The sequence below is a fragment of the Virgibacillus siamensis genome, from assembly GCF_900162695.1.
GTDB lineage: Bacteria > Bacillota > Bacilli > Bacillales > Amphibacillaceae > Lentibacillus > Lentibacillus siamensis_A.
In genome coordinates, this window is sequence record NZ_FUIH01000007.1 from 28,788 (window position 1) to 41,986 (window position 13,199).

Annotated in this window: 15 protein-coding genes and 1 pseudogene; 12 read left to right on the forward strand and 4 right to left on the reverse strand. The window is 42.3% G+C overall.

The genetic code is table 11. The annotated features are described in order from the left end of the window. Positions 1-8 precede the first annotated feature (8 nt). The 5 genes from B1K71_RS03635 to B1K71_RS03655 all read left to right on the forward strand — a co-directional run bounded on the left by B1K71_RS03635 (position 9) and on the right by B1K71_RS03655 (position 4,861). On the forward strand, positions 9-1,742 hold the full coding sequence (locus B1K71_RS03635) for a class I adenylate-forming enzyme family protein (protein ID WP_077324654.1): 1,734 nt from the start codon (positions 9-11) through the stop codon (positions 1,740-1,742). 25 nt (positions 1,743-1,767) lie between these two features. After that, positions 1,768-2,238, forward strand: a complete 471-nt coding sequence (locus tag B1K71_RS03640; RefSeq protein WP_077324655.1) for an acyl-CoA thioesterase — start codon at positions 1,768-1,770, stop codon at positions 2,236-2,238. A gap of 41 nt (positions 2,239-2,279) precedes the next feature. Beyond that, on the forward strand, positions 2,280-3,401 hold the full coding sequence (locus B1K71_RS03645; RefSeq protein ID WP_077324656.1) for a 5-methyltetrahydropteroyltriglutamate--homocysteine S-methyltransferase: 1,122 nt from the start codon (positions 2,280-2,282) through the stop codon (positions 3,399-3,401). A 78-nt stretch (positions 3,402-3,479) separates the two neighbouring features. Continuing rightward, positions 3,480-4,541, forward strand: a complete 1,062-nt coding sequence (gene cax / locus B1K71_RS03650) for a calcium/proton exchanger (protein WP_077324657.1) — start codon at positions 3,480-3,482, stop codon at positions 4,539-4,541. A gap of 47 nt (positions 4,542-4,588) precedes the next feature. Then, the gene (locus B1K71_RS03655) at positions 4,589-4,861 is read left to right on the forward strand and encodes a DUF3219 family protein (RefSeq protein ID WP_077324658.1); all 273 of its coding nucleotides are present in this window, start codon (positions 4,589-4,591) and stop codon (positions 4,859-4,861) included. 161 nt (positions 4,862-5,022) lie between these two features. On the opposite strand, the pseudogene B1K71_RS03660 reads toward B1K71_RS03655, so the two are convergent. After that, a pseudogene (locus B1K71_RS03660) lies at positions 5,023-5,538 on the reverse strand (SDR family NAD(P)-dependent oxidoreductase); the annotation flags it as partial. Between the two features lie 147 nt (positions 5,539-5,685). Here B1K71_RS03660 and B1K71_RS03665 point away from each other — a divergent pair. From B1K71_RS03665 to B1K71_RS19795, 3 genes are all read left to right on the forward strand, one after another. Next, positions 5,686-6,270, forward strand: a complete 585-nt coding sequence (locus B1K71_RS03665; RefSeq protein ID WP_077324659.1) for a TetR/AcrR family transcriptional regulator — start codon at positions 5,686-5,688, stop codon at positions 6,268-6,270. Positions 6,271-6,396: 126 nt separating this feature from the next. Next, on the forward strand, positions 6,397-7,047 hold the full coding sequence (locus B1K71_RS03670) for an SDR family oxidoreductase (RefSeq protein WP_077324660.1): 651 nt from the start codon (positions 6,397-6,399) through the stop codon (positions 7,045-7,047). A gap of 271 nt (positions 7,048-7,318) precedes the next feature. Further along, positions 7,319-7,483: a hypothetical protein gene (locus B1K71_RS19795; protein WP_175631821.1), complete on the forward strand. Its 165-nt coding sequence runs from the start codon at positions 7,319-7,321 to the stop codon at positions 7,481-7,483. A gap of 150 nt (positions 7,484-7,633) precedes the next feature. Here B1K71_RS19795 and B1K71_RS03675 read toward each other — a convergent pair whose 3' ends face one another. Next, complete coding sequence (locus B1K71_RS03675; RefSeq protein ID WP_077324661.1) at positions 7,634-8,842, reverse strand: MFS transporter; 1,209 nt, start codon at positions 8,840-8,842, stop codon at positions 7,634-7,636. Beyond that, positions 8,839-9,234 (reverse strand): MarR family winged helix-turn-helix transcriptional regulator, encoded by a 396-nt coding sequence (locus B1K71_RS03680; protein WP_342742108.1) that lies wholly within the window; start codon positions 9,232-9,234, stop codon positions 8,839-8,841. The genes B1K71_RS03675 and B1K71_RS03680 overlap by 4 nt, the downstream gene beginning before the upstream one ends. Before the next feature lie 195 nt (positions 9,235-9,429). On the opposite strand from B1K71_RS03680, the gene B1K71_RS03685 reads away from it, so the two are divergent. From B1K71_RS03685 to B1K71_RS03695, 3 genes are all read left to right on the forward strand, one after another. Next, on the forward strand, positions 9,430-9,972 hold the full coding sequence (locus tag B1K71_RS03685) for an NADPH-dependent FMN reductase (RefSeq protein WP_077324662.1): 543 nt from the start codon (positions 9,430-9,432) through the stop codon (positions 9,970-9,972). 84 nt (positions 9,973-10,056) lie between these two features. Beyond that, positions 10,057-10,620, forward strand: coding sequence for a GNAT family N-acetyltransferase (locus B1K71_RS03690; protein ID WP_077324663.1), 564 nt, complete (start codon positions 10,057-10,059; stop codon positions 10,618-10,620). A gap of 143 nt (positions 10,621-10,763) precedes the next feature. Then, on the forward strand, positions 10,764-11,387 hold the full coding sequence (locus tag B1K71_RS03695; protein ID WP_245799142.1) for a DUF3889 domain-containing protein: 624 nt from the start codon (positions 10,764-10,766) through the stop codon (positions 11,385-11,387). An 85-nt stretch (positions 11,388-11,472) separates the two neighbouring features. On the opposite strand, the gene B1K71_RS03700 is transcribed toward B1K71_RS03695, so the two are convergent. Continuing rightward, positions 11,473-11,844, reverse strand: a complete 372-nt coding sequence (locus B1K71_RS03700) for a DUF1360 domain-containing protein (RefSeq protein WP_077324664.1) — start codon at positions 11,842-11,844, stop codon at positions 11,473-11,475. A 213-nt stretch (positions 11,845-12,057) separates the two neighbouring features. Between B1K71_RS03700 and B1K71_RS03705 the strand changes: the two genes are divergently transcribed. Further along, positions 12,058-13,071: a TRAP transporter substrate-binding protein gene (locus B1K71_RS03705; protein WP_077324665.1), complete on the forward strand. Its 1,014-nt coding sequence runs from the start codon at positions 12,058-12,060 to the stop codon at positions 13,069-13,071. The last annotated feature ends 128 nt before the right edge of the window (positions 13,072-13,199 follow it).

The following is a 13,199-nucleotide window of genomic DNA, read 5'->3' on the forward strand; positions in this document are numbered from 1 at the left end:
GAACATGAATGTCTGCAAATCAAACTACACGCAGTCAAAGTGTATCAGAAAGACGACAGGCGCTGGAAGACCGCTTTCCGGCATGGCCGCGCGATACGGTTGCCGGACACTTCGAAAAAGCATGTTCGCAATACAAGGACAGGCCATACCTTTACATCAATGATAAACAATTAACATATGGGGAAGTTTGGGAAAGAGCAGTTCAATATGCAAAAGCATTTATAAAGCTTGGGGTGAAACGAAGGGACCATATTGCCGTTTTAATGGATAATGATTCTGCTTACCCGTCATTGATGATTGCTTCATCCATCGTCGGGGCTGTTTTTATCTCGATTAATGCGATGCTTGCGAAAGATGAACTTGCCTATATCATTTCGCAGTCAGATACTAAGTTTTTGCTTTTGCATCAAACGGTAAAAGATAAGCATCATGGACAAGCAGTTGCGGAATTACTGGATAAGGAAGATTTTCAGGAAAACAGTCAATTGGGGCAAATTATTTGTATTCCAAATGAAGCAAAAGCGTTGATAGATGATCGTTTTCTGAGGTGGGAAGCGTTTCTCAAAGGGGCGGAATCTGTTTCCGACAAGGAACTGGAGCAAAGGTGGGCAGAATCCCGCTATCCGGATGAAGCAGCCATTATTATGTATACATCCGGGTCAACGGGAAGCCCAAAAGGTGTGATGCTTACCGATGATATGCTCCTGCGCTGCGGCTACAGCACTTGCATGAGCAGGGCGATTGAGGATGGACGTGTGACGTTTGTACCGCTTCCGTTTTATCATTGCTTTGCAATCATTGAAGCGATTTTCGCGATGTCCTTTGTCGGGGGCTCATTCATATCGGCACTTGGGGCATCTCCGCTTCGGTCACTGCAATTAATGGAAAAATATAAAGCGAACGATTATCTTTGTGTTCCGTCTACACTCGTTTCATTATTGAATCATCCGCGCGTAGCTGAATTTGATTTATCCCATCTTTTTGCCATGTGGTGCGGGGCAGCGCCGGCTCCAATCCCGGTATGGGAACAAGCAATAGAAGTGCTGGGTCTGACAGAGACGATTACCGGTTATGGGCAAACAGAGGTGGCATCATCAGGCGTTACAACGGAAATTGGTGATTCGCTGGAACGTATTTCGACCAGGGTTGGGCGTCCGAAACTTGGCGGTGCAGCTGGACTGCCGGAATTTAGCGGCAGTCCAGTTCAATACAAAACAATCGATCGGGATACAAGGGCAAATTTACCGGAAGGGGCTGTTGGTGAGCTTGCTGTACGGGGAGCCACAGTGTCACACGGTTATTACAATAAACCGGATGAAACAGCTAAGGCCATCGATAAAGATGGCTGGCTGCGAACAGGAGATGTTGGTCGGATTGATGAGAATGGCTATATTCAGCTTCTTGGCAGAAGTAAAGAAATGTATAAGGTGTCCGGAGAATTGGTATCGCCCCGTGAGGTAGAAATTGTCATCTCCCAGCATCCGTCAGTGAATCAGGTGAATATCATCGGTGTACCGGATAGACTGACAACCGAAACAGGTGCTGCATTTATCGAGCTGAAGCAGGATGAAGCATGCACACGAAGAGATATTATTGACTGGTGTTCATCCCGGCTTGCCCGTTTTAAAGTTCCCCGTCATGTTTGGTTTATCGATCCATCTGAGTGGCCGATGACGAGCACCGGTAAAGTGCAGAAATTCCGTTTGAAAGAAAGCGCAGCGAAAAAGCTTTCAGGAAACTAATTGTTGAAGTAAGGAGGAATATCAGATGACATCCACTTGGCATCAGACAAATTTTCGTGTTCCGTATAAAGATACAGACCGGATGGGAGTTGTACACCATGGTAATTATATAACCTGGTTTGAAAATGCCCGTACGGAGTGTATGCGCCATTACGGTATCACATACAGTGAAATGGAACGGACAGGATTTTTACTTCCGGTACTGGATGTAAATGTTACGTATAAAAAATCAGCACAGTATGATGACTGTATCGCTGTTTTCACGAAAGCGGCGAGTTTTTCACCAGTTCGACTGGAGTTTGCGTATGAGGCAAGAAAAATAACGGATGAGGAATTTATGAACAACAACGGCGGGAGAGCAGAAGCGGCAGAACCTTTTGGAAAATTGCTGGCAAAAGGAACCACAATGCACATGTGGGTGAATTCGGAATGGAAACCAGCCCGAATCGATAAAGGCGCCCCTGAAGTGTATGCGATTCTGCAAAACTTAAAATAATAATTCAAAATTTATGACGCCAAACGAAAGAGGGATTGTAAATGACAATGACACAAACAGTTCCATTCCGAAATGATATCGTAGGGTCTTTTCTGCGGCCAAACAGGATTAAAGATGCACGTGAAGCCGTAAAAGAAAGTAAACTGACACCTGAAGAATTACGCACCATTGAAAATCAGGAAATTGAAAAACTGGTGGAAAAACAAGCTGCTGCAGGTCTTCAATCGGTTACAGATGGTGAATTTCGCCGCAGCTGGTGGCATCTGGACTTTATGTGGGGACTTGACGGAGTCGAAAAAAGAGCTACTGAAAGCGGTTTGAAATTCAATGGAATCGAGACCCGAAATGAAACAGCAAGCATAACCGGTAAAATTGATTTCTCGGCACACCCATTTTTAAAGGATTTTCAATTTTTGCAGTCGATTGTTCCTGAAGGCATCATGGCAAGACAAGCCTTTCCGTCGGCAGTTCAATTTTTATACGAAATTACTAAACCGCATAACATCGAAAATACTAAAAAACATTATCCCAATAAAGAAGAATTATACGATGATGTTGTGCAGGCGTATAAAAAAGCATTTCAGGCATTTTATGATGCAGGCTGCCGGAATATCCAAATGGACGAGGTTGTCTGGGCAGTTTTATGTGACAAGGATTACCGGGAAAACGCAGCTGATGAGGGCATTGATCTGGAGAAACGTGCCAAAGAATATGTGGCATTGAATAACCGTATACTTGCCGATAAGCCGGATGATTTAACTGTCACTACCCATGTGTGCCGCGGCAATTACCGGTCAACATGGCATTATTCGGGCGGGTATGACCCGGTTTCAGAAGAGTTGTTCGGAAATGAAAATGTGGATGCTTATTACCTGGAATTTGATTCCGACAGGGCAGGCGGATTTGAACCACTTCAATACGTTTCAGGTGACAAAAAGGTAGTCCTTGGTCTGGTAACATCGAAAAGACCTGAACTGGAAAAAGAGGAAAATGTGATTGCCCGGATTCATGAAGCATCGCAATATGTACCATTGAACCGTCTATGTTTGAGTCCGCAATGCGGATTTTCATCAACAGAAGAAGGAAATGAATTAACGGATGAAGATCAGTGGAAAAAACTCCACTTAATTAAATCAATCTCTGAAAAAGTGTGGGGCAAGTAAGATACGTTATCCCTCATAATATCTTCTTTAGCTGGTTAATCTAGTTTTAACCGGACAAGGAAGGCAGGGATTCGAGTCATGAATAAAGTGTTTACGGTGCTGTGTATAATTGGTGTACCAGTATCTGTTGCTGGAGCTATCCTTCATTGGTCAGCTGTACTTATGTTTATCGTGTATTGTTTAACAATCATAGCTTTAGCGAGCATTATCGGTCGGGCGACAGAGAGCCTTGCGATTGCAATGGGGCCCAGAATCGGAGGGCTGTTAAATGCGACGTTCGGAAATGCAGTGGAACTGATTATTTCTATTTTCGCTTTGAAAGCTGGTTTGATCAGTATCGTTCTGGCGTCGCTGACAGGTTCTGTCCTTGGGAATTTATTGTTGGTTGCCGGACTTTCTTTTTTTGTTGGCGGCCTGAAATATAAACGTCAGTCGTTTGATGATCAGGAGGCGCGGCATAATGCGGGACTCCTGATTTTTGCCGTCATTGTAGCGTTTGTTATTCCGGAAGTGTTCACACATGAGATGAATGACCGGGATACGATGATTATCAGTATCGGAATTTCTGTTATATTAATCCTGTTATATCTGGCAGCACTTCTGTTTAAATTTGTAACCCATCGTGGTGTGTATCAAGATAAGGCTAAACCGGATGAAAACAGTCAGGAAGAAGAGGAGCCGGAATGGGGCAACATAAAGGCGATTGTGATCCTGGCCGTCGCGACAATTGCTGTTGCGTACATTTCAGAGCATTTGGTGGACACATTTGATGTAGTCGGCAAGACATTTGGATGGTCTGAATTGTTTATTGGGGTAATTATTGTTGCTATCGTCGGTAATGCGGCAGAACATGCTTCGGCCGTTATGATGGCCTATAAAAATAAAATGGATGTTGCGGTGCAAATTGCTGTCGGATCAACACTCCAGGTGGCAATGTTTGTTTTGCCTATTCTCGTTCTTCTGTCCCTGATTTTTACGACATCAATGCCGCTCATTTTCACTTGGCCGGAATTAATCAGCATGGTAACGGCGGTATTGCTAATGATTATGCTGTCAAACGATGGCGATTCAAACTGGTTTGACGGTGCTGTATTGTTGGCCGCTTACTTTATAATGGGGATTGGCTTTTATTTTATTTGAAAACCCTTTGCTGCTTGTAGTGCTATTAAAACAAGGGAGGTGCTGGTTTGGTAAATGAAATCATCTTAAATGACACGCCCATTCAGGTGGACAGCTACGAAGAAAATCCCGATGGCTTTTGTGTAGAATTCAAAGTTACGAGTGAAGGCTACCATGATATTACCACGCTTTTATACAAAGGTATGTTTGATATAGAAGTTCCTGAAAAAGGCTTGGCATTTAGAGGAAACATCCGTGAGTATTCCACTTCGATTACAAACTTGTATGAAAGTGGACAGGTAGGGGAATTCCGATTGTGTTTACGGGAAGTGAAAGAATAGGCTGGGACATTTCAGAAAAGGGTAATTCAAAAGACGAACAATTAAAGGATTAGCGTAGGAAATATGCGGAGACTCCTGCGGGAGGAAAAGCCTAGGTGAGACCCCGCAGTGCGTAAGCACGAGGAGGCTCAGCAGCTTCCCGAGGAAAGCGAAGTATATTTCATATAACCGGTGTTTTTAGTCAGTCCGATTACTGCATGTTTAGATGCCCCGTATGCTGCGCCCGCATGGGCACCGTTAAATCCGCCGGTTGAGGCGGTATTAATGATGACGCCGTTTTCTTTTTCCAGGAAAATCGGCAATGCTTTGCGCATCGCCCGCATAACACCTTTCGTATTCACATCAAAAATGAGGTCCCAGCGTTCATCTAAAATATCCCCGACCGGTTCAAACCCGTCCATAATACCAGCATTATTGACAAGAACATCCAAGGTTCCATATTCAGCTACTGCTGTATCAATCATGTTATCGATATCTTCCTGTTGTGCAACGTTGACCTGAATGGCTTTGGCGGTTCCATTATGTTCGGTGAGTTCGTCAACCGTAGCTTTGGCACCTTCCAAATTCAAATCAGCTGCAACAACCTTCGCGCCTTCTTTAGCATATAATTTTGCAATTTCCTTTCCCATTCCGGAAGCTGCTCCAGTAACGATCGCCACTTTATCTTTTAATTTCAACTTAATTCCTCCTCAAGAACTTATTGAACATGTGTACAATAAAAATTATACTGGATAGTGAAAAGAACCACAAACAACGGAAAGTACGGTTTATGTTCAGTAATCAACACTTGTATTTAAAAGTGTTTAATTATGGGGTGAAAAAATTTGAAAACGGATCTTCGGATAATCAAAACACAGGAAAGTTTGCGGCGTGCGCTGCTGACATTATTGAAATCAAAGCCTCTGGAATCCATTACAATCGCAGAACTGTGCCGTTTGGCAAAAATTAACCGCGGAACCTTTTACATGCACTATAAGGATGTTCACGAAGTTTTTAAACATTATGTAGAGGTGATTATTTATGATTTGCAGAAGTCGTATGAGGAACCATATCATAAAACTAACTATGAGATTGAAAAGATCCAGGCAGATATGATCAAGATATTTCATCACGTGAAGGAATATCAGAGTTTTTATCAAATTGTTTTCGATGAACGGATTCCAATGATGTATTATTATTTGTTATTTGATACAATCCGTTCGTTCATGAAGGAGTCCATTAAAAAAGACAGGCTGGAAATGGAACAGGATATCAATTACGATTATTTAATCAGTTACCAGACAAACGCTATTCTTGGGATTCTGATTGAATGGCACCGGGAAGGTTATGATACATCCATACAAGAACTTAATAACCAGCTTATTACTATCGTTTCAATGAACAGTCCATTTCAGGGAAGTCCAAAATAATGCAAAACTTTTCGGAATAATAATAAAAAGTGTTAGAATAACGATTAAAGGTCTTGTGGGAAACAGGACTTTGAAAAGCGAACAGAAGCGATTTGAGTTTCTATCATTTATGAAAGGGTTGATCATATGAAGGTTCTTGTAGTAGGTGCGAATGGTCAAATCGGCAAACATCTGGTTTCATTTATTCAGGAAACAGATGGGATGGAAGCAAAAGCGATGATACGTAAGCAGGAGCAGGCATCCTATTTTGAAGATTTGGGTGCGGAAACGGAAATTGTCGATCTGGAAGGTGACATTGATCCTATTGCAAAGGCTGCTGAAGGCGCTGATGCGGTTGTATTTACAGCAGGTTCCGGCGGGCACACAGGTAAAGACAAAACGATTATGGTGGATCTTGACGGCGCCGTGAAAACCATTGAAGCGGCAAAAGCTGCTAATGTAAAACGGTTCGTAATGGTGAGTTCGTATGATACAAGCCGTGAAGCAATTCAGGAAGCGAACGCATCCTTTGCACCATATGTGATTGCAAAACATTATGCAGATGTTTGGCTCCGTAATACGGATTTGGATTATACGATTGTTCATCCGGGATTGCTGACAAATGATAAAGGAACTAGAAACGTTACTGCTGCATCTGAAGTGGAACGGGGAGAAGTTCCGAGAGAAGACATTGCCAGAGTTCTGCTTGCAAGTCTGCAGGATGAAACGACCGTTGGAAAAGAATTTCAGGTTGTAGGCGGTTCGACACCGGTTGCAGATGCTATAAAATTGGTTTAAGTGAAACCTGGAAAAGACCTCTTTCGAAGGCAACACCTTTGGAGAGGTCTTTTTATGATGCATTCGTTGTATGTTTTATCATCCCTTCCTGGTTTATCAGTCACTTGACGGGTTTTATCAGTCAGATACCGCGGTTTATCGGTCACTTTGAAATTTTATCAGTCACTTCATGGATTTTATCAGTTAGATACTGCACTTTATCAGTATTTCAAAGGCCCGCTCGCATAAATCCGGCCAGATTTTTAATACTAAGGCAAAAAGGAGGGCTATGATGGCAAAGCGAACAAAGAAACATGACGCAGACCAAAAGAACAAGCAGGGATTTGATTCCAGCAAACAGGATTCCGAGTTTTCCAAAGAAGTGGGAAGTGCAGAGGCGAATCGGCTTAAAAAAGAAAGGGCTAAACAAAGACGGGCGGATTACTGGGGTCTTTAATGGCGAGTTTATAAAAGGTTGATAAAACGTGGATACTTGTGTCAGTATCGTGGATATCACATACAAAATCGTGGATATATTTCGATTTCGGTATCCGCCTATATGTAATCAAAATGTTCCAAGTGGACTATTCCCACTTGGAACATGTACTTATTGTGCTTCAGTTGCGTTGACAGTTTTTAATACGGTACTTTCTCTTTTCCCATGCATGAAATAATATAACGCCGTTGTTATAAGCACGAGAGCACCCATTAAAATATACAGGTTGCTGTATCCGGTTATCGGAATGATGAATCCAAGCACATATGGCCCAAAACCGAGTCCTGCGTCAAGCGCAATATAATAGGTTGATGTGGCAAGTCCCACACGTGAAGGAGGCGTGACTTTTACCGCAATCGCCTGTGTGGTTGATTGCATATTACCGAAACCGAGTCCGATCAGAACACCGGCCAGTAATAATGGAATACTCGATTCCGCAGTACTTAGCAGTAATAACCCCGCTGTAAACAAAATAAACGCCGGATACATAACGGAATTGGCACCTTTTACATCCATCAGGCGTCCTGTGAATGGACGTGATACAAGGATTGCAACTGCATAAACTACAAAGAACACGCTTGCCATTTCGACCAGGTCAATTTCAATTGCATAAAAATTAATAAAGGAAAGCACACTGGAGTACCCAAGGGATACAATTAGAATTACAAGTGCAATTGGCAGTGCATTCGGCTCAATAAAATTCGAAAGTTTCCATTGTGCTTTCTTCTCAACATTCACCGGTTTTTCCACTTCCGGTACTTTCAAAAAGAGCGCAATGATCAAACTGATAATTCCCAGTGCGAGACAAAAGCCGAAGATGACTGAAAATCCCGCATGCTGGCTCATGAACAGCCCGATAAAAGGACCGATAGCTGTAGCAAGTGTAATACTCATGCTGTAAAAGCTGATCCCTTCTCCTTTTCGCACTTCCGGAATTACTTCGGCGACAATTGTTCCGGTTGCCGTACTTGCCATCCCTAAAGCGATACCGTGCAGCAGCCGGGTGATCAGCAGAAACGTGATGCCTGCTTGGATAAAATAAAGAAGCGATATGAAAACGAAAAAAATCAGTCCGAAATACAGCATGCGTTTGTTGCCGATTGTGGTAATCATGCGTCCGATAAACAGTCGTCCGATTAATGTACCGATAATGAAAATTCCCGTTACAAGACCCGCCTGACTTTCGGAAACACCGTATTGTTCAACTGCGTAAACAGCCATTGTAACCAATAATAAATAAAAGACCAGGTATAAGAAAAAGTTTGCGGATGATACGATGATAAAATCTTTTGTCCAAAGTTTTGCTCTTGATTGATTCACTTCACTGTCTCCTTTTTCATCATGTTGTTTCGTATTTCTTTCATCAGTTGGATTGTCTTTTGCTGGTCCGCATATGAAATTCCGGATAAAATTTCTTCTTCAAATTGATCGATTGTGATGCGAATCTTTTCATATACAATTGAGCCAGCTTCCGTAAGCTTCATTCGTTTTTCACGTTTGTCTTTACTCTTCGCCTGTCCCACATAACCCATTTCCTCCAGGCGATTTATAGTTCTGGTGATGGTTGGTTTCTCCACGCCATGATAATGGGAAATCTCCACATTTGTTGAAGGGCCATAATTGTATAAATAATACAAAATAGTCCACTGTGCACGGTGCATGTTGTGTTTGTTCAGCTGCTCGTTCAGCCGATTTTCAAATGGACGGTACAATAGGATAAGCTCGTGAAAAAACGTGTGTGTGTTCTTTATGGGAAAAACCCCCTTAATTAGTTAGCTTGGGTAATAGTTAGCGTGAGTAACCTTATAATAATATCAATTTTTTGGCGGGTTGTCCAGATATAAAGTCAAGTTGTTGTATTTTTATGATTAAAGGGATAAATTGGATAGAAGGAGGTGGGTGTATCGATGAACATTACAGCACTCGTAGGAAGTATTCGAAAAGATTCGTACAATATGCAGCTTGCTAAAACTATGCAGGAACGGTACAGTGATAAGTTAAACATTAACATTGCCGATATCGGTTCACTGCCGTTTTTTGCGCAGGATGAGGAACATAATCCTCCGCAGATTGTGCAGTATTTTAAAGATTCCATCAAAAATGCGGATGGTGTTTTGATTGTAACACCTGAATATAACTGGTCTGTCCCCGGCGTATTGAAAAATGCACTGGATTGGACATCAAGGGTTGATAAGGTATTGATTGGCAAGCCGGTAATGGTCGTTGGTGTGACTCCCGGTACAGCAGGGACATTGCGTGCCCAATTGCATCTCCGTCAAATATTGTCAGCACCTGGGATCCAGGCAAATGTCCTTGCACCGGGTGGAAATGAGGTATTGATTAATTTTGCCGGACAGAAATTTGACGGTGGAAAACTGGCAGACAAAGACACCCTGGAATTCCTTGACAATAAAGTAAAGGCATTTGTCGATTTTGTGGAATCTTTCTAAATGGAAACAGGCATCTGAATGATTTTATTTGGATGCCTGTTTTTTTAAATCAATTGTAAAAAAAGATTGGGGAAGGGAGATTGTATGGACAAGTCAATTATTTTAGGTGTACCGAAATTGGAAACGGAGCGGCTGTTACTTAGGAAAATCAGTCTCGATGATATTGCGGAAATGAATGAATATGGATCAAGTGACAATGTTTCCAGATATGTATCATGGCCAGCACACCAATCCACTGATGACACGAAAAAGTTTGCGGATATTGTTCTGGCGGGGTATGAATCCGGTGAGCCTCCATTTTGGGGAATCGTTTTAAAAGAAAACAACAAGCTTATTGGAACAATCAATTTTGTTTCTTGGATGCCGAAGCATAAAACAGGTGAGTTGGGATATGTACTTTCAGAGCGTTACTGGGGAAGGGAGCTAATGTCAGAGGCGGTTGACAGGGTGCTTGATTTTGGATTCCGGGAAATGGCACTTGTTCGGATTCAGGCCAGATGTTTTACCGAAAATCTTGGTTCTGAAAAAGTTATGAAAAAGGTTGGCATGACTTATGAGGGAACACTTCGGAAGGCGATGTTTGCTAAAGGAAGACACTGGAATTTAATGATGTATTCGATTCTGGATGAAGAATATTTTTCGGGTTAAATCGAAATAATGGACTGGTGCATATGGAATTGGCGCTATCTATCTAATTCTCAAATCAACATACGAAACCATTATCACAGTCCAACCTCCTGTATGCATAGTTTATAAGCAGGGTAAATAACCAGACAGGAGGGAAGCGAACGATGAATTGGTATGCAAATGGTCCCCAATATCGAATGCCTTTCCACGGGTACCCGCAGCCTTATCCGATTAATCCGTATCGGCAGCAGACAATACGCGGGCAGGCAACCTGGACAGAAGGCGGTCCGGTTTCGAAATGCGGTATTCCATGGTCAGCAAATGAATATATGACAGTCGCAGTCAGTCCGGAATCACCTTATCAATGCGGTCAGACATTAAAAATAACGAATCCCGCCATCCCGCAGCGTGAGGTGATCGTAACGGTTGTTGATGTAGTCCCTGGTGCCCCGCCAAATCGGATTAACTTGCAAAAACGGGCTTTTACCGCATTAGGTGCGAATCCGGCGCAAGGGGTTATCAGTGTGGAAATTACTCCGTCTCCTGAGCTTGAAGGCCAGGAATGGGGGAAATATCTGCTTGAAGTTGTACAGATTGGGTATCCGAACTACGATATATTGGAATACGATAAAACCGGAGAAACACATTTGGCCGGCAATAAGGTGAAAGAAACATATGAGTATGTCCTGGAGTCGCCTCAGGAACGCTTGAAAGTCCGCGGAACTGTTATCTATAATGCAGTCACCGAGCGAATCATTTCCTTTGATGTTCAGGAAATTAATGAATAAACTGCACTGTACCGCCCGGCAGGCTGACAACATGATCAGTTCCGGGCGTTTCTGTGTGTAGTAACAGCAACCACTGTTAGACTATCTATTTCATTTCTTCTGTTTCCTCAGCATACAATGCCGTTCGTTTTATATTTACACCGACAAATGACTCGAGGATTGCCTGTCCGCCTGCAATGGCAAGGATAAAGATAATATATTTAGCGATATCGGGAATCCAAAGGCAGGTCAGTCCCAGAAAAATCGCGCTCCAAACACCGGTACACCAATAGCAAGTCAGAAGGTAACCGAACGTTGATTTTGGAACTTTTTTCGTTTCTGTTGGTGAGATTTTTTTGGTTGTTAAAAAGGGTTTGCGGATGAATTCGGTTATTTTATCGAACACAATTAAATGTGTCAGCCGATAGCTGGCAAGTATCAACATCGTAAAATCAATCCACGTGATATCAAGTCCCATAATACATACCTTTCCGATTTTTTCCTTAGTTTTACCTTAGTGTTGAATTTTACCCATACAAATAGTGCGTTCGGAATCTGTAAAGATATGGATTTGTTTTTAAGTTTTCAACAATTCCAAAAAAGCACTTGATTTATTAAGCGCTTACAATTATAATACGTTTAGGAATAATTAGTTTGTTTAGTAAACAAATAATTGAAAGGGGAAATTAGAATGCGTAAAAATTTGGCAGCACTTTTTTCAGTTTTAATTTTTGCGGCAGTTGTTTTGGCAGCTTGTGGAGGCGGTTCCAGTGAAGGAGCTTCAGGTGAATCAGGCGATTCTGAGGACACAACTGTATTGCGATTGGCAGAAAACCAGCCGGAAGATTATCCCACCACAATTGGAGCAAAGAAATTTGCTGAATTAGTGGAGAAGAAGACAGATGGACGTTATAAGGTAAAAGTGTATGCAGGCGGTCAACTGGGTGAAGAAAAGAGTGTAATCGAGCAGGTGCAGCTAGGGTCGATTGATTTAGCACGTGTTAATGCAGTTCCATTGGCGGAGTTCTCCGAAGAAATCGGCGTGCTATCCATGCCGTTTCTGTTTGAAAATGAGAAACAAAAATGGAAAAAGCTGAATGGTGAAGCGGGTCAGGAACTTTTAGGCACATTGGATGGCTCTAATTTGGTTGGACTGGCATTCTATGATTCTGGTGAACGAAAATTTTATAATTCTGTTCGTCCGATTAAGACGGTGGAGGACATGAAAGGACTTAAACTTCGTGTTCAAAACTCTGAAATCGCGATTGATGTTGTAGAGGCATTAGGTGCTTCCGCAACTCCGATGGAATATGGTGAAGTGTACTCAGCCATGCAAACCGGTGTCATTGATGGAGGAGAAAATAATTTTCCAAGCTACTACACCGCCAATCATTATGAAGTGGCAAAGTATTTTACGAACTTGGGTTATCAAGGTGTACCGGAAGTGTTAATGGCTTCCCAATCATTATGGGATAAATTAAGTAAAGAAGATAAGAAAGCATTCAGGGAAGCAGCGCTGGAATCGGTAAAAGTTCAGCGTGAAGCATGGAAGGATCTTGTGGAAGAATCCAAAGCTAAAGTTAAAAAAGCCGGCAGCAAAATTATTGAGGTTAAGGATCCTTCCAAATGGAGAGAGGCTGTACAGCCAGTCTACGATAAATACGGAGATAAATATGGTAAATGGATTGATAAATTAACAAAATAGAGAAATGATTCAGGGAGGAAGTGGGGGGAACCTCACTTCCACATTATTTTTGGCTGCAGTTAAGAAAGTCATTCTTACTGTATTCGCAAATCTGACTTGGTAAATTTGTCCAAGTTTTTCAAGGAGGC